Annotated in this window: 15 protein-coding genes; 10 read left to right on the top strand and 5 right to left on the bottom strand. The window is 42.9% G+C overall.

Going from position 1 to position 17628, the window contains the following annotated elements; genetic code table 11:
- Positions 1-65: 65 nt before the first annotated feature.
- The 5 genes from gldG (at position 66) to BLS28_RS24315 (ending at position 5929) form a co-directional block, all read left to right on the top strand.
- On the top strand, positions 66-2513 hold the full coding sequence (gldG, locus tag BLS28_RS24335) for a gliding motility-associated ABC transporter substrate-binding protein GldG (protein ID WP_091173733.1): 2448 nt from the start codon (positions 66-68) through the stop codon (positions 2511-2513).
- A 33-nt stretch (positions 2514-2546) separates the two neighbouring features.
- Positions 2547-3671 carry a DNA polymerase III subunit beta gene (gene dnaN / locus BLS28_RS24330; RefSeq protein WP_090529793.1) on the top strand — a complete coding sequence of 375 codons (1125 nt, stop codon included), beginning with the start codon at positions 2547-2549 and terminating at the stop codon, positions 3669-3671.
- A gap of 114 nt (positions 3672-3785) precedes the next feature.
- Complete coding sequence (locus tag BLS28_RS24325; RefSeq protein ID WP_091173727.1) at positions 3786-4478, top strand: DUF4397 domain-containing protein; 693 nt, start codon at positions 3786-3788, stop codon at positions 4476-4478.
- An 8-nt stretch (positions 4479-4486) separates the two neighbouring features.
- On the top strand, positions 4487-5227 hold the full coding sequence (locus BLS28_RS24320; protein WP_091173724.1) for a DUF4397 domain-containing protein: 741 nt from the start codon (positions 4487-4489) through the stop codon (positions 5225-5227).
- A 45-nt stretch (positions 5228-5272) separates the two neighbouring features.
- The gene (locus BLS28_RS24315; RefSeq protein ID WP_091173721.1) at positions 5273-5929 is read left to right on the top strand and encodes a DedA family protein; all 657 of its coding nucleotides are present in this window, start codon (positions 5273-5275) and stop codon (positions 5927-5929) included.
- Positions 5930-6021: 92 nt separating this feature from the next.
- Here the strand turns inward: BLS28_RS24315 and BLS28_RS24310 are convergent, their stop codons facing one another.
- From BLS28_RS24310 to BLS28_RS24290, 5 genes are all read right to left on the bottom strand, one after another.
- Positions 6022-7383 carry a vWA domain-containing protein gene (locus BLS28_RS24310; protein ID WP_176844554.1) on the bottom strand — a complete coding sequence of 454 codons (1362 nt, stop codon included), beginning with the start codon at positions 7381-7383 and terminating at the stop codon, positions 6022-6024.
- 4 nt (positions 7384-7387) lie between these two features.
- Positions 7388-9499 (bottom strand): LamG domain-containing protein, encoded by a 2112-nt coding sequence (locus BLS28_RS24305; protein WP_091173714.1) that lies wholly within the window; start codon positions 9497-9499, stop codon positions 7388-7390.
- 391 nt (positions 9500-9890) lie between these two features.
- The gene (locus BLS28_RS24300; protein WP_091174091.1) at positions 9891-10805 is read right to left on the bottom strand and encodes a zinc dependent phospholipase C family protein; all 915 of its coding nucleotides are present in this window, start codon (positions 10803-10805) and stop codon (positions 9891-9893) included.
- Positions 10806-10865: 60 nt separating this feature from the next.
- Positions 10866-12551 (bottom strand): MutS-related protein, encoded by a 1686-nt coding sequence (locus tag BLS28_RS24295; RefSeq protein ID WP_091173710.1) that lies wholly within the window; start codon positions 12549-12551, stop codon positions 10866-10868.
- A gap of 37 nt (positions 12552-12588) precedes the next feature.
- Positions 12589-12906, bottom strand: coding sequence for a class I SAM-dependent methyltransferase (locus BLS28_RS24290; protein WP_143020859.1), 318 nt, complete (start codon positions 12904-12906; stop codon positions 12589-12591).
- Between the two features lie 246 nt (positions 12907-13152).
- Here BLS28_RS24290 and rpsT point away from each other — a divergent pair, with 246 nt between their 5' ends.
- From rpsT to BLS28_RS24265, 5 genes are all read left to right on the top strand, one after another.
- The gene (gene rpsT / locus BLS28_RS24285; protein ID WP_090529771.1) at positions 13153-13407 is read left to right on the top strand and encodes a 30S ribosomal protein S20; all 255 of its coding nucleotides are present in this window, start codon (positions 13153-13155) and stop codon (positions 13405-13407) included.
- Between the two features lie 84 nt (positions 13408-13491).
- Positions 13492-14190, top strand: a complete 699-nt coding sequence (radC, locus tag BLS28_RS24280; RefSeq protein ID WP_091173703.1) for a RadC family protein — start codon at positions 13492-13494, stop codon at positions 14188-14190.
- Positions 14191-14425: 235 nt separating this feature from the next.
- Positions 14426-16825 carry a phenylalanine--tRNA ligase subunit beta gene (gene pheT, locus BLS28_RS24275; RefSeq protein WP_091173700.1) on the top strand — a complete coding sequence of 800 codons (2400 nt, stop codon included), beginning with the start codon at positions 14426-14428 and terminating at the stop codon, positions 16823-16825.
- A gap of 80 nt (positions 16826-16905) precedes the next feature.
- The gene (locus BLS28_RS24270) at positions 16906-17196 is read left to right on the top strand and encodes a hypothetical protein (RefSeq protein WP_091173696.1); all 291 of its coding nucleotides are present in this window, start codon (positions 16906-16908) and stop codon (positions 17194-17196) included.
- Positions 17197-17217: 21 nt separating this feature from the next.
- Positions 17218-17508 carry a cell division protein ZapA gene (locus BLS28_RS24265; RefSeq protein WP_090529762.1) on the top strand — a complete coding sequence of 97 codons (291 nt, stop codon included), beginning with the start codon at positions 17218-17220 and terminating at the stop codon, positions 17506-17508.
- The last annotated feature ends 120 nt before the right edge of the window (positions 17509-17628 follow it).

Raw genomic sequence — 17628 nt, 5'->3', positions numbered from 1 at the left:
AAACTGCTTCTTTGCTTTAGCGCAATATTGTTGTAATTTCGGCGCTCAATACAATATTTTATAACGTGCTGAGCATCCTTAAAAAAGAAATAATATCCTACCTCAGTTCGCTGGTAGCCTATGTTACTATCGGTGTGTTTTTACTGGTGCTTGGCTTATTTTTATGGGTATTTCCCGATTCAAGTATCCTGGAATATGGTTATGCCGGGCTCGAAAGCCTTTTTAGCACTGCGCCCTACCTGTTCATGTTCCTCATCCCGGCAATTACGATGCGTTCCCTTGCCGAAGAACGTAAGGAAGGCACTTTTGAGCTGCTGTTCACCCGACCATTAAAAGATTGGGAGATAGTAATGGGCAAATACTTTGCCTGTTTGCTCATCGTGCTTTTTGCCTTGCTGCCCACGCTGGTTTATTACTATTCGGTAAGTGCATTGGGCATGCCGCAAGGCAATATTGATACGGGGGCTGTAATAGGCTCATACATCGGGTTGTTTTTATTAGGTGCTGTATTTGTGGGTATAGGTTTGTTTACCTCATCCATTACCAGAAATCAGATCATTGCCTTTACTATATCCGTTTTCCTGTGTTTCTTTTTTTACAGCGGATTCGATTCTATCAGTCAGCTGTTATCCCTGCAGGACCTGGGATTGCAGAGTTTAGGCATAACCCAGCATTATCAATCGGTAAGCCGCGGTGTGCTGGATACCCGCGATCTGACTTACTTCATCATCACCACAGGCATTTTTATATGGCTTACGCTGTTTGTGCTTGCAAAGCAACGTCAAAAAGGGTTGGGCGATATTTTGATGATCAGTGTGTTAGGAGTTCTGGTTTTTCTGGGGATACTATCCTCATTCACTTTTACCCGTTTTGATTTTACTGCCGAAAAGCGCTATACCATATCGCCCATTAGCAGGCAGATTATGGATAAGCTTCCGAAAAAGGTAAAAGTGGTAGTTTATTTACAGGGCGATAACCTCCCCGGCGGTTTTAAACGCCTGCAAAGTGCCACGCGTGATATGCTGAGCGATTTACAGGCTTACAGTCACGGCAAAATCCAGTTTGAGTTTCGCGACCCGCTGAAGGGTTTAAACAACGATCAGCAAAACGAGGTGATCCAAAACATGGCTGCCGAAGGTGTTGAACCAACCAACCTGAGCGTTAAAACAGATAACGGTGTAACGCAAAAGCTCATTTTTCCGTCGGCGCTGGTATCGGCAGATGGTAAGGATATCCCGGTAAAGTTATTGCTGAGCAGGATAGGCCTCTCGCCCGATGAAGTATTGAACAACTCTATCCAAAACCTGGAATATGCCTTTTCATCGGCCATAAAAAAGGCGGTCAACGGGGGCAGGCCGCAAATCGGCTTTACCGAAGGCCATCATGAGCTAACCGATTTACAACTGAACGATGCCATGAAAACCCTTGCCGATGGTTTCCAGGTAGGCCGGGTTGATTTGAATGCCATCTCCTTTGCCGATCTGCAAAAGATCAAATTGCTGGTGATAGCCAAGCCCGATCAGAAATTCAGCGAGGTAGAGAAATTCAAACTCGACCAGTACATCATGCACGGAGGCCAGGTGCTATGGACAATAGACCAGGTAAGCGCCGAACTCGATAGCCTTCGAGGGCATGGCGGCGAGCAGCTGGCTTTCCCCAAGCAGCTTAATCTCGATGATCAGCTTTTCCGTTATGGGATCCGTATCAATTATGATCTGATTGCTGATATGAACTGCTCGCAAATTCCCATCAGTACCGGCAATGTTGGCGGGCAGGCGCAGATCCAGATGCTGCCATGGCTGTATTACCCGGTATTTATCCCGCTAAGCAAACACCCGGTGGTGAAAAATTTGGATGGTATCAGCAGCGAGTTTGCAAGTACTATCGATATCCTCGATACCAAAAATGTAAACAAAACGGTGCTGCTAACCTCATCGCCTTATAACAAAAAGCTCACCGCCCCGCACATATTATCGTTGCAGGCTTTGGAGCAGGAGCCAAACCCTAAGGAGTTTCAAAGCACATCTAAAATAACTGGTGTATTATTGGAAGGCAGTTTTGTAAGCGACTGGCAAAATCGCCCGCTGCCCGAAGGGCTTAAAGAGCAGGTTGCCATAAAGCAACAAAGCGAGCCTACCAAAATGATAGTGATTAGCGATGGTGATGTTTTAAAGAATCAGGTAGGCAGCGATGGCTCACCTTACCCATTAGGTTACGATCATTATACGCACCAAACATACGGAAATAAAAACCTGCTGCTTAACATAGCCGATTACATGACCGATGATTCGGGACTGATAGCCCTGCGTACCAAGGAAATTAAGATCCGCCTGCTGGATAGGGCAAGAATAAGGGGCGAGAAGGTGCTTTTCCAATATGATAAATTCAATATTAGAATTGCTATAAACGAAAAAATGTATTGGCAACTGGTTAATACCATTGCGCCGCTGGTTTTAGTGTTAATATGTGCTATTTTTCAACATTATTTACGCAGGCAAAAGTATGCCCGTTAAATTTTCTATTTTTGATAGATTAATTACAACCATATGAGATTTATTGTTTCTACCTCAACATTACTCAAACAACTGCAATCGGTAAGTGGTGCGTTAAGCAGCAGTACTGTGCTGCCGATACTGGAAAACTTTTTGTTCGAGATAAAGGATGGGAACTTGACCATTTCTGCTACCGACCTGCAAACCAGCATGACCACCTCTTTGCCAGTTGAGGCTAAAGAGAACGGCAGGATTGCTATCCCGTCGCGTATATTGTTAGAGACCCTGAAGTCATTACCCGAGCAGCCTGTAGCTTTTTCGGTTGATGATAAAACCTTCGCCATTGAAATTAATGCCGGCGATGGTAAATACAAACTGAGCGGCGAAAACGGCGAGGATTTTCCAAAGATCCCTGTTGTTGAAAACGCTTCATCAGTAAACCTGCCTGCTTCAGTTTTGGCCGAAGCTATCAACAAAACCATTTTCGCGGTAAGTAATGACGAATTGCGCCCGGCTATGACAGGTGTTTACTGTCAGCTTACAACATCGGCACTTACATTTGTTGCTACCGATGCGCACAAGCTGGTTCGTTACCGACGTAAAGATGCAAAGGCTGCAAGCACTACATCATTCATACTGCCTAAAAAAGCTTTAACCCTGCTTAAATCATCATTACCAAGCGATGATGTAAATGTATCTGTTGAGTATAATTCCACCAGTGCTTTCTTCAAGTTTGGCAATATTAACCTGGTGTGTCGTTTAATTGACGAGCGTTACCCTGATTACGAGGCGGTTATTCCTCAAAATAATCCTAATAAATTAAATATCGACAGGCTTACTTTCCTGGGTTCGTTAAACCGTGTGGCTATTTATGCTAACAAAACCACGCACCAGGTAAGGCTTAAAATAAATGGCAGCGAGTTAAATATTTCGTCAGAAGATATTGACTTTGCTAACGAGGCCCACGAGCGTTTAAGCTGCCAATATGAGGGCGAAGACATGGAAATTGGCTTCAATGCAAGATTTTTAATAGAAATGTTGAAGAATTTAAGTTGCGAAGAAGTATCTTTGGAAATGTCGACTCCAAACCGTGCCGGCTTATTGCTGCCACAAGGCGGAGATGAGAATGAAGATGTGCTGATGCTGGTTATGCCGGTGATGCTCAATAGCTATGCTTAAGTGTAAACTTAAATTATAAATCCAAAACTAAGTCCGGTAACATAAAACCGGACTTTTTTTGTTCAACACCCAATACCAAAAATTACAGTAAGCAGTTATAGCTTATAATTGTATATGAATATAAAGGTTAAAGTTTTATTGTTGATAGCCGCGGCAGGTTGCTTTGCAACGTGCAAAAAAAACAACGATAAACCCGATGTGGTTGATTCGTCAACATCATCGTTAAATGTTATTAATGCTACTTTCAACAATGTTAACGTTTATCTTAATGGCACAAGGGTAAACAATACAACAACTTTTTATCCGGGAGGTACGCTTGGATATATTACTGTTAAAGCGGGTACACAAAACTATTCGGTTAAGTTGGATGGGCCTAATAATCCCAATCCGCTGTTTAGCCTACCCCTAACCTTAAGTAAGGATTCGGTGTATTCATTTTACATAGCCGGCAATTCAACAGATCAGGTTTTTAAAACTACCGACATCATAGCTGCAGATACAAATAAGGTACCCTCTGCTAAAATAAGGTTTGTAAATGCTTCGCCGGATGCCGGGAATATAAGCGTGCATTTTGAAGGTACAACTGCTGCCTTAGATACCGAAAAGGTAAAGGACCTTGCTTTTAAAGGTACCTCGACGTTTTATTTGGTAACGCCCGGAGAGCACAATATGGCGCTGCATTCGGCGGCGTTTTCGGGCACTATTGTAAGGGATACAGTGCAGCTTGTAGGAGGAAAGGTGTATACCTACTACGGTTTTGGTAATAAAAGCACAGGCCTGGCAACCGGCCTGTTCATCAATCAATAATTACATTAATGGCTAATAAAAATAAAAGCAAGGTACTGGTTTCGTTTTTTATAGTTGTGCTATGCGGACTTTTCATCTGTGCTGTTTCTTCGTGCGGTAAGGGGGGCAATGCATCATCAGTAGGCCTCAATACCCAGTTTCAAATCGTTAATTTAAGTCCCGATATCCAGCCGGTATACCTTTATCAGCATTTTATCAGGTATAATACCACTACCTATACTTATCCAAACAGTTCGGGATATTTTTACCTTTCAACACTTGAACCGCCGTTACAGTTACGTACAGCCACCGCGGCGCCGGTTATTTTGCTGCAATTTGATACTACGCTTAAAGCCAACAGGAAATACACTATGTTTATAACCGGCTTCAGAAAGGATAGTTCGTTTGTTAGTTCATTTATACTATCTGATAGTACCGGTTTGCCAGCCATAGGTAAAGGAAAAGTAAGGTTTGTGCATACTTCACCCAATACCTCAGCCCTAGATCTGCGGGCTAATGACACCCTTGTGGTTAGAGGTACTACCTTTAACAAGGTATCTAAATACGTTGAACTTACTGCCGGTAATTATAACTTTACCATTACCACGACCCGAACGCCCACGACAATAGAAACAACCCTGCAAAATGTAACTATACAGGACGGCCGCGCCTACACCATTTATACCAAAGGTATTGTTGGCAGCGCCGACTCATTGGCCTTTGGAGCGGGGGTACTTACTAATAATCTGCTTAGTAAGACACTTCAGTAGCTGCGTTTTGTTTAATATTTATATTTTTGGGCAAAATTTTAGCCTGTGGAAGTAATAAAAAGCATAATCGACTTTATACTGCATATTGACAAGCACCTGGTACAAATAACCAGCGCTTACCAGGGATGGACTTATCTGATCCTTTTCCTGATCATATTTGCCGAAACAGGTTTTGTAGTAACTCCTTTTTTACCCGGCGATTCACTGCTGTTTGCAGCTGGCGCGTTAATAGCCGGTGGTAGTTCGGGTTTGGATATCTGGCTGCTGGGCATCATATTAATTGCCGCTGCCTTTATCGGTAATACGGTGAATTATCTTTTAGGCAACTATTTAGGCCCTAAAGTTTTTAAAGAGGAAAATAAGATCCTCAAGCTCGAATACTATCTTAAAACCAAAGCTTTTTTTGATAAACATGGCGGTAAGGCGGTGATTTTTAGCCGTTTTATGCCTATTATCCGCACTATCGCACCTTTTGTGGCCGGTGTTGGCAGGATGCCTTTTTTAAAGTATAGCCTTTATAACATCGTCGGCGGTGCATCATGGATCATTGTGTTCCTGTTTGCGGGTTACAAATTAGGGCAGGTACCGGTGATAGCTAAAAACTTTTCGCTGGTAGGGGTAATCATCATCCTCATCTCGATATTGCCGCCCATCTTTGCCGCTATAAAAGGCCGTAGCGCCAAGGTTTCTGAGGGGCAATAAAAAGCTTTTTCAACATTTCAAATATCAAAAGCCTGTGCAGGATATAATTCCCAGCACAGGCTTTTTGTTTATTAAACAGGATGGTGGTTTATTCAATCGCCATCGGTAACCACTACATTAAAGCGACGACTTCTGGAAAACGGCGTTTTAGATTTATCTGAAAATCCGGTTACTTCCAGCTCTACGGTATAACTTCCGGCCTCGTGCGTTTCATGTATAGTACCGGCGTACCCACCTTGCTTTGCCGCTGACAGGATACTCCCGCCCTTTATGTGCGGCAAAAGGTCCTCCTCCGTCAACCGCTGCCTGTAAAGCAGATCGAGCTTTGCCAAATCGGGATGTTGTATAGTGTCCATTGTTTCTTCAGGCAGCTTTATGTTTTTAAGGTCTGATGCATAAGCTTTAATTGCACTATGCTGACTTAGTTTGGGACGGGTAACCAAAGCACGTATTTGTTGTCCGGTTATCGGCTTTCCATCATCCGTTAAATGTGCGTGATAAGTAATAGGCTGTCCTTTGCGCACAACAGAGGTTGCATCAACTGTAAGCTGAAGCGGAGCGGCATTGCCTGAAGGTGCATATTCAAAGGCACCGCCTGTCAGGCCCTGCGGGGTTGTACCACCATACATGATCTGGATATACCATAGGCCTACCGCCGGGTTAGGAATGTTAAATACTACATAGGCCCCTCCCTGTAAGGTAGGCATTGGTGTAATTACCACGCCGGCCGGCGTTACAAGTGTTACACTTAATTGATTAAGTCCGGGCTGGCCATTTGTGAACGTATAATTAGGATCACTCCATACAACCGAAAACTGTCCAAGGTCGTTGCCTGCTGATACGGTGGCCGGAATCAACAGGTAATCATAGGCCTGGGCTACTTTGTATCCGTTTGCAAGTAATTGTGCAGCAGGAGTTTGTGCCCTGATCTGGTTGTAAATTTGCATCATGTTGAAAACATAGGGGGCATAATAATACTGGCCGCCGCTCTGGGTTGCAATTTGCTGCATTAAGTTTTGGTCAGACGCCGGCCCCATTGCACATGAATATACGGGAGGGGTGCCGGCTGGTAATGGCAGGGGATTGGTGCCGCAGTTTTGATAACCGTCAGAAAGCAGCACAAGGCCTTTATTTACACCGGCAGGAGCACTTGAAAGCATATTTACAGCGGTTTGAAGCCCTCCTCCCATATTGGTGCAGCTTCCGGTGAAACTTAGGTTTTGTACAGCTGCAGCTGCTGTAACCGGTACGGTAAGGTTTTGATCAACCTGTGTCAGGTTATAGGTTACTCTTCCGTTGGTGTCGTAGGATGCCACGCCAATATAATCGCCAGGGAGCGCATTGTTCAGGAAAGCTTTGGTATCGATGACTGTGATTGCGACATAATTTGAAGATGTCATGCTATATGAAGTGTCTACCACAGGTATAGCTACAACAGGTGTTGAAGTTGGCATGGCTTTATGAATTAAAAGAAGGTGAAACATTGGTTGATTGGAGAAGCTGACCGCATGCGGTATTGTATTTAAGTGAAAGTATAGTAAGCTGAGTAGCCCATACAATAAAGCCGGCAAGTATGGCGGCTGCTTCCAGGCCTGTTACTATGGCTATTACTTTACGAAGGATCCAGAATAAGGCATACCATCCTGCGGATGTCAGCACAAACTTGATAATGGTCCACATCAGTCCCTGCTGATATATTACACCTACAAAACCAATAGCGGCTGTGGCGCTGATTGCTTTTCCGGCCATTGAGCTCATGGCATTCATTACCGTTTGATTTGCACGGAGCAGGTTATAAATACGCGTGGCGATATTGCCGGTGGTAGGTGCCAGCCCCACAGCCTGAAGGAAACCTACAGTAAGCGCAAAGATGAATTGGATCCACCAGAGCGTACAGTCTGATTCGGCGCCTATAGCCCCTTCGTAAACGAGCATGTCTGCTTTTACACCATGGTAAATAATACGGGTTATGCCATTGGTATCCGTGCGGGTAAAAACACGGGACAGATTGGCATTTTCGTCGAACATTTGCCGGGCTTTTTCATAAGCGTTATCAAACTGCTGGCGAAAGCCTTCTGTTGCCGGGCCTCCGTTTTTACTGCCGAACCAATCTTTAAATTGTGACCAGCTTTCCTCTTTATGATCTTCGGTAAAAACTTTGGGCTGGCTGGCAAATAGTATGTCTGTAGGTGGCGGTACAGGCGTTTCCACGTTTTGATTGAGATAAATAGCGTTGATGGATTGTGGGATGCCCAAAAGCGCAATCTGCTCGGTAGTTAAAACGTTTACGGTTTGGAGCTGCTGCACGGCACCATTATCCAGTTCAAGGGTTGATTTGTCGGTTGTATCTATCGGCGGGTTAACGGTGAAATCAAAATTTGAAATTAAACGGTTATCGGTTATTACGTCATTGTACATCCATTGAACAATTTCTGATTGTTCCAAACATACATTCCAGATGCGCAGGTTTTGGATAGAACCGCCGAAGTTGTCGATGATATTGCCGTTCGAATCATATTGGGCGCCTACGAGTACATGCCCGTTTGGAACCGCGGTAACCGGCGAAGGAAAATAATCGATAGCCTGAAGGTTGCCGTTTACGTACAAGCTAAGGGCTTTAACATCGCTATCATAACTTAGTGCAAAATGATAATAGCTTAGCGGCAAAACCGAGGCTGTTGATGCTAAAGAAATACTGTCGCTGTTACGCTGGCCTATAACCTGGTTGTTTTGATAGCTTACTTTGTATTCCCATGCGCCGTTCAAACCATAACTTAACAGGATACCGTTGCTGCTGCTGCCCGGGAAGAACCAGCCTTCAATGGTATAAGGGGCGTTTCCGGGAATGCTGTATTCGGGAAAGGAGCCGCAATCAACATAACCATCCGCTCCCAGTACAACAGATGGAACATTGAACGCGTATTGTACATTGTTTTTGAAATTAAGGGCTATATTATTTCCGGAACTGTCTACCCCCGGCATTTCCGAAAAGTCGCTGTAAAATATAAGGTTGGGATTTTGGACAGCGCTATAATTATTTACTTGTACCGAATCATTAAGGATATCTTCAGCGTCGCGCACGCTATTCCAGATCATAATCCTTCCAAGTTGGCCCTGTAGGTACCAGATCGGGCTACTCTGCTGCATTACAGCGCCCAGCAGCATATTGGTACCGCTTGCAGGCAGCGTTCCCGAAAAGGTGCTTTGCGCAACAGCCACGCCATCAACATAAAGCGATAAACTGGAAGTTGTACCATCAAATACAGAGGCCAGGTGGTGCCATTCGTCGACAGTGATGGGTAAAGTCGATTTGATCAGATACGGTGCGATGCCTACATAGGCGTAAACATAACCGGATTCAAGAAATAATTGGTATTGTCCGCCAACCGCATTATCAACATTGCCAACTACGGATTGAAATCCGTTAAGGCTCGACACGTTTACCCAGGCCTCCAGGGTAAAGGAGGTTAAATTGTTTAGTACGGTTGGTGTACCGCAATCTACATAAGCGGTGTTTCCGAGTTGCAGCACACTTGATGCCCATCGTGGTGCTAAAGTTAAATTTGCCATAAGATGATAGTTTATAGATGTAAATATTCAGTGATATAAAACGCCAGTCACTCGATATGGCCTCCTATTTATTTAATTCTCTATTAGGTTTAGGGCTTGTGGCTAAAAGGGGAGGTCAAATCAACTTCCTGATTGATTTAACTAAGTTAGGAGGGTTGTAAACCGGGTAATAGCGTATAAATACCTAATGGAAAAATTGCGTATAAATACCATGATAACGGGAAATGAAGCAGATGAGGCAGGAATATTTTTAATGATTGATTATGCTGCCATGTTACAATTGTTTCAGATAAGAAAGGTGATAGCCGGCGTTATCCCTTTCGCTGTTTTCGTGGAGCTGATGCGGAGAATATAAAGAAGGCAGGGGAAGGCTGCCGGGTTTGATTGTTAACTATTTTATTATTAATGCTTTGCCTGATCGGTAAAGCATTTCTTCTTGCCGAAGCTTTGCCTTTTGTTCGATGCTTAAAGGCTGTGCGATAAGCTTGCTCAGGTCCGGCTGCCCTGCATCAACCCAGGCCGAGTACCAGAAACTACCCACGGAAAGAATAGATGCCCGCATTTGCCTTGCCACCATCCCCTTCAGCATTTTGTGATAAGTCAGGCTATAGGCCACGGAGTAATCGGTAATTTGCTTTTTGCCATGCTGTACCAACGCGTACTTTTTGTCCTGCGGGTAGGTTTTGTTCAGGATGCGCTCAAAACGTAAAACTGTATCAACGGTTTTGTAAGTAGCCTTGCATATACGGAATGCTTCATTCAATGGGTTTTCAATATACCGGGCCTTGCCAACGTAGTAATTATAATGATCGGCAAATAACTCAGGCAGGCGGCTTTCCCAAAGGGCATGGATGCCGGTTTGCCCCGTAAGCTGGCCGTTGTAGTTTTGGGTTAGGTGCAGCGGTACGTGCGCATCGGCAATATAATGCCCTAAATAGGCAGATGCATTGAGGATAGACGTTGTATCATGGGCTTTGAAAGCGCGTACCAGCCTGTAATACTGGTACTGAATGGTCCAGGGAACAGTGCCGTATTTAATGATGGTATCTTTTGAGTATTTGGCAACGGCATCCTTCCATTTTTTAGGCATAGCCTCAAAGGGTTTTTTGCCATAACGGTCAGCATCAAAGAAATGGCGCGGCGCTTCTGATGAGTCAACATAGCGGCGTTTGTCGGCACTTACGGCATGTTCGGTTATATAATCGATATTGGACCTGTAAAAACCAGACATGGCCTTCGGTAATGTGAAAACTGCCAGCCGGTTAATACGATAATGTGCAAAGAATCCCCATGATGAGCATAACATGATTAAACAGGTACCAGTTATGCTTAAAATTATGCGGCGGTTCATGAGGCAAAGATGCAATTAAAGGGGGAGTTTTAAATTATACTTCTCCCTTAATTGGCTGCTTACCTTATTGGCTTCATCAATAATACTCTCCGGGAAACCGACGCCTTTTAAAACCGCGATGCCATTTCGGTTTTTGAGCAATCCCTCTTTAATTTTATAATCAAATACCAAGCGGTCATCGCCAATCACTTCCTCAAAAGAGAAAACTTTGTAATCGCTGCCTAATAATTCGGCCAGTTCCAGATCGTGTGTAGATACAAAAACGAAGCTTTGATTGTGAATAAAGTAGCTTAGTACGGCTTTCGCGGCGGCTATCCGTTCAATGGTATTTGTACCCCTGAAAATTTCATCAATGATTACAAGGCTGTTTATGGGTTTGCTGGCTATGGTTTGTGCTACTATATTTTTAACGGCAAAAGCTTCGGCCTGGAAATAGCTTTTATTATCGCCCAAATCGTCGGTCATATCAATGCTGGTAAATATTTTGAGCGGAGGAGCCTGGTATACTGTAGCAAAACTGGTGTTAATGGTTTGCGATAGCAAAGCATTTATAGCAATAGCCCTGATAAAAGTGGTTTTACCCGACATGTTGGAACCTGTTACCAAAATGCCTTGTGTATTATCTATAGCGATAGAATTTGACACGCAGTTTTCAATAAGCGGGTGATAAAGATCTTTAATAATGATATGGGTATCGCCGGTTGTAAGTTGAGGTTTGCAATAATGAGCTGCGCCATCACGTACCGATTGGATGGAAATGGCAACATCAACCTCAGCCACCGCTTCATAAACAACTTTAATGTCACTAAGGTATTTGTTTACCTTGGTGATGGATTTTATAAATACCAGCGGCTCAATAAGCAGGAACATTTTTAACCATTCGGTAACCAGGTAGTAAATATCGGTAGGGTCAATAGCGGCTTTATTTTGCAGGGTGATATAATTTAACGACTTTTTGAGTTTGTCCATATTAGCCATACTGAGGCGGGTACTTTCATCATCCCTGAGCAGAGTGTGGTTCTTAAGCCAATTTGATACCTTAAATAAAACCAACAACTGCGGTAGCGAATGTGTGTAGTTCAGCATCTGGGTTTTATTACTGTAATGAATAACTACATTGGCTATCATTAATACCAGCAATAGCAAAAGCATAAACTGGTTGGGAACAATAAAAAGGCTAAATGCCACTCCAATGATCAAAAACGGCGCTATGCTGATATAAAAATTGCCAATTGCCGGAAACATGGAATGATGCGGTTTCTTAAAAAGCTCTGGTAAGTAGTAGGCATCATTGTTCCCTAACTCAGATAATTTAAGCTCGGCTGCCTCTCTCAATTCTTTATCGGCGTTGACATTGCCGATCCGCTGTTCAAGCGTTTCAAAATACTCTTCTGAAATTTGCGGGGAGTGTAATTGCTTATATAGGTATTGTTGCCCGGGTTTTGAATTGGTACGGTCAATAAATTCAAATACGCTGTCGATGTCAAGGTCGGTGGCCGTATCGGCAGAGATCTCGCTTACGCTACCATAAGCTGTAAGGTAGGTGCTGACCGGTTTGAAATTTCTGCTTGCAATTATGGGTTTGCCCCAGCGTTCTTTTATTTCGGTAAGTTTCTTTTTTTGTTGGGCTTTGCTTTTTAAATGGCTTATTAAAATAAATATAAAAGGCAGCAGTATTATAATAATGATCCAGTATATCATGTTTAAGTAGTATTAATTAAGTCATGGTGTTTGCTTTTTAGATAATACCAGGGTGCAATTGTTTCACCGATACGAAAGTGCCGTTTCGGGGGATAAAGCCGTTATATGAACCGAGTAACTCGATAGCTTTTTCGCGCATCTCCAAATTTGGTTCAATGGCAATTACCCGGTAGCCTTTTTTCAGGAACAATGCGGTGGAGATCCCTGTACCTGCACCAATATCGGCAATGAGCTTATCCTGTGTTAAGCCGTAAGCGTCATGTAAAAACTTAACAAGTTCGTCGGGGTAGCCGGGACGGTATTTTACATAATCTTCAACCCGGTTGCTGAACCTGGTGGTGCTGTTGGTGACCATAAACGCAATAGTTTTAATTAATAGTAACGCAGCAAAAATCATTGTGTTGTATGAACACTTCGTGAATGCGGGGTTAACAGCTTGTTAATTTGAGAGGTCTTCACGTCTTAAGGGTTCAGGTAATCAATCACATTATCAATCTAATCATCCGGAAATATAAATCAAAAAACCACTTGCATATTAAATTTAATCACTCTATATTTGCAGTCCTTAAAATAAGTAGAAAAGAATAACAAGCTATACGAGATGGCAAATCATAAATCATCATTAAAAAGAATCAGGGCAAACGCTGCGAAGCGTCTGCGCAACAGGTACCAGGCTAAAACAACCAGGAACGCTATTAAGAAATTAAGAAACACTACTACCAAAGCTGATGCTTCTGCACTGTTGGGTAAAGTGATTTCAATGCTTGACCGTTTAGCTAAAAAGAACGTTATTCACAAAAACAAAGCTTCGAACAATAAATCAAAGCTTACTAAATTTGTTAACGGCTTAAGCTAATCTCAGCTTTTAAAATATACCAAAGGGGATAGTGTACCAACGCTGTCCCTTTTTTTGTTTGGCGCTTTTTCATACTTTAATGCCGTGGAAAACTACGAAAGCAAGATCAGTATTAAATCATGGGCTGAGGAAGACCGCCCGCGTGAAAAACTTAGCGGACAAGGGCGCCGCGCCCTTACCGACGCCGAGCTGATCGCCATCCTTATCGGCTCGGGCAGCCGCACCGAAAGTGCGGTTGAACTGAGTAAACGCATCCTGCGCCATTATGATAACGACCTGAACAAGCTTGGTAAGGCTTCCATAGCCGAATTATCCAAGTTTAAAGGGATAGGAGAAGCCAAAGCTATATCTATTATTGCCGCGCTGGAAATCGGTCGCCGCCGTAATGAATTTGAATCGGGTGCCATTGAGGTGATCACGTCAAGCAGGGATGGTTACAATATTATGCGCCGTCATTTGATGGACCTGAACCACGAGGAATTCTGGATCATACTATTAGGCCGTTCCAACAAAGTATTAGGGAAGGAGCTGATCAGTAAAGGAGGTTTGTCGGCTACGGTATGCGACCCGAAGATCATTTTTTACTCAGCCCTGCAATACCAGGCCAGCGGCCTCATACTGGTGCATAACCACCCATCGGGTAATCTGAAACCCAGTAACGAAGACATCCAGCTCACCAAAAAAATAAGCGCCGCCGGCCGGATGCTGGACATGGGTGTGTTTGATCATTTAATCATTACCGATGCCGGCTACTTAAGTTTGGCCGATGAAGGGTTGATGTAGTTTTTAATTTGGGATTTCGAATGTTCGATTTCGGATTTTAGGAATTATATGAATTTGCTATTTCGGACTTGTTAAAGCTGAGTGAAGTGCCTGATCGGATTTGATTAAAACAATCCCAATTCAAAATTCTGAAATTGAAATTCAAATAAATCCGAAATCGAACATTCGAAATCCGAAATCAACCAATCCCAACATCCGAAATCTTTATATCTTTGCCGATTATCATTTCGGAATAATGAAAATATCTTATAACTGGCTTAAAGAATTTATTGATACTGATAAAACGCCCCAGGAGATTTCCATCATCCTTACCGGTACCGGTTTGGAAGTTGAAAGTCTGGAAAAGGTGCAGGCTGTTCCCGGCGGACTGGAAGGCCTGGTGATTGGCTATGTAAAGGAATGTACTGACCATGCCAATTCTGATCATCTTCACGTTACCAAAGTTAATGTTGGTGGAGCGGAAGACCTGCAGATTGTTTGCGGCGCTGCTAACGTAGCTGCCGGGCAAAAAGTGGTAGTTGCTGTAGTAGGTACTACTGTTTACCCAACCGGCGGCGAGCCTTTTGCTATCAAAAAATCAAAGATCAGGGGCGAAGAATCTCATGGAATGATCTGTGCTGAGGACGAGATAGGTTTAGGAACCAGCCATGCTGGTATTATGGTATTGCCGGAGGATGCGCCTGTGGGTACTCCTGCTAAAGAATACTTTAAACTGAACGACGATTACATGTACGAGATAGGCTTAACCCCTAACCGTGCCGATGCGGCCTCGCATTTGGGTACAGCAAGGGATATTGCCGCTTTCCTGAAAATGGGCATCAATAAGCCGGATGTAAGCGCATTTAAAGTTAATAACACCAGTCGTACTATTAAGGTTATTGTAGAGAATGAGCAGGCATCGCCGCGTTACTCGGGCTTAACCATCAGCGGTGTTGAAGTTAAGGAATCGCCGCAATGGTTAAAGGAGCGTTTGGCTGTTATTGGCGTGCGGGCTATCAATAACATTGTGGACGTTACCAATTATGTACTGCATGAGCTTGGTCAGCCCTTACATGCTTTTGATGCCGATGAAATAGCCGGTGGTAAAGTGTTGGTGAAAAACTATGCTGAAGGCACTATATTTAAAACTTTGGATGATGTTGACAGGAAACTATCTGCCGATGACCTGATGATTGGCAATGCCGAAGAGCCAATGTGCATAGCAGGTGTATTTGGCGGTGCTAAATCAGGTGTTAAAGAATCAACTAAAAATATTTTTCTGGAGAGTGCTTATTTCAATTCCGTATCTGTTCGTAAAACTTCAAAAAGGCATGGTTTGAAAACTGATGCTTCATTCAGGTTTGAGCGTGGTACCGATCCGGACATGACCGTTTTTGCTTTGAAACGTGCGGCATTATTGATTCAGCAGGTTGCGGGTGGCGAGGTGTCGTCAGAGATTTCTGATCATTACCCAGCCCCGGTTGCGCCGTTTGCTGTGGAAATCACTTATAATACCATTGATAAGCTGATTGGTAAAAAGATTGGCCATGATGAGATCAAAGGTATTATCACGGCGCTTGATATTAAGATAGTGAATGAAACTGCGGATTCATTATCATTACAAGTGCCTCCATATCGTGTGGATGTTACCCGCGATGTGGATGTGGTTGAAGAGATCCTGAGGATCTATGGTTATAACAACATCGAAATCCCTACACAGATTAGGGCATCCCTAAATAACTCCATTCGTCCGGAGAAAGATACTGTTCAAAATCAGTTATCTGATTTGCTGAGCGCAAATGGGTTTAACGAGATCCTGGCCAACTCGCTTACCAAATCCGCCTATTCGGATAACCTGGATACTGCTGTTAAGATTCTGAACCCACTGAGCAGCGATCTGGATGTAATGCGCCAAACGTTGCTGTACTCTGGTTTGGAAGCCATAACCTATAATCAGAACCGCCGTAGCCCGGATTTGAAATTTTACGAGTTTGGTAAGGTATACAAGCTGGAAAATGATAAGTACATCGAAACACAACGTTTCAGTATTTTCATCACCGGGGCTAATACTGCCGAACAATGGAACCAGAAATCAAAACCTGTATCATTCTATAATATCAAGGCTGTGGTTGATGGTATTTTGCAGCGCCTGAACATCAGTAACTTTACAGTTGAGGATGCAACCTGCAAAAAAATGTCGTTTGGCATTCAATACATGTTGAATGGTAAGCAATTGGTGAAATTTGGGTCGGTAGCTTCAGCTTCTTTAAAAAAGGCAGATGTTGACAAAGAGGTATTTTATGCTGATTTTAATTTCGACCTTGTGCTGGCAGCTATCCGTAAAAATAAGATTGTTTACCAGGAGGTTTCAAAATTCCCGGCTGTTAGGCGCGATCTTTCTATGCTGATAGATCAAAGCGTATCATTCGGTCAGTTAAAGCAAATTGCACTGCGCACCGAGCGTAAATTGCTGAAGGAAGTTGATGTGTTTGATGTTTACCAGGGCGATAAGCTGCCTGCCGGTAAAAAGTCATATGCTTTAAGCTTTATCATCCAGGATCTGGAAAAAACGTTAACAGATAAGGCAATTGATTCTATTATGCAGAAATTAATTTATAATTTAGGAAAAGAAGCCGGAGCGGAGATCAGGAAGTAATTTCGGATTTCGGAATTTCGATTTCGGATTTAGAAATTAAAATTCAGTAATTCAATAAATCAATAATTCAGTAATTGAAGATGCCTTCATTAGCAGAGCAGTTAAATAAAATTGTAGATAAAACCGAGCGCCTGATTGAACTGTGCGCTGCTTTGCAGGAAGAAAATGACCTTTTAAAACTGGAAAGTGAGGCACTTACGGTAGCTCTTAACGCCAGTAAGGCCAAGACAAAAGAACTGGAAGAAAAATTAAAAGTTGTTAAAGTTGCCAAGTCTTTTTCTGAAACAAATGAAAAAAGTGTTGACATTAAGCAAAAAATTAACGACTTTGTGCAGGAAATAGATAAGTGTATTGTATTATTGAAAAAATAGTACAAAAAGTGAAAAGCTCAAATGGGAGAAATCTCAATAAAAATAAATATTGCTGACCGTGTTTACCCCTTAAAGGTTAACATGGAGGAAGAAGAAATAATACGCAGGGCGGCTAAGCTGATCAACGACCGGATAAAAGAGTATCAGGAAAATTATGCGGTTAGGGATAAGCAGGATTTACTTTCAATGTGTGTGCTGCATTACGCAACATCATCATTGAAGGCGGAAAAGAAAGTTACCGTTGAGGATACAGAGGTGACTGAAAAAGTTTATCATTTAGATCATTTGTTGACCGAATTTTTTTCGAAGTAATAAACGTTCTTTACATAAATATACAAGAGCACATTAAGATTTAACCGCAGTTAAATTTTAGGTTTCACTATTAAAAACTTAACGCTTCAATATTAAGCGGATCAAGAGGCATGCGTTAGT

Source organism: Mucilaginibacter gossypii (assembly GCF_900100945.1).
Taxonomy (GTDB): domain Bacteria; phylum Bacteroidota; class Bacteroidia; order Sphingobacteriales; family Sphingobacteriaceae; genus Mucilaginibacter; species Mucilaginibacter gossypii.
Note: the sequence above shows the minus strand (reverse complement) of the source record. Positions and strands in the feature narration are given on the sequence as shown.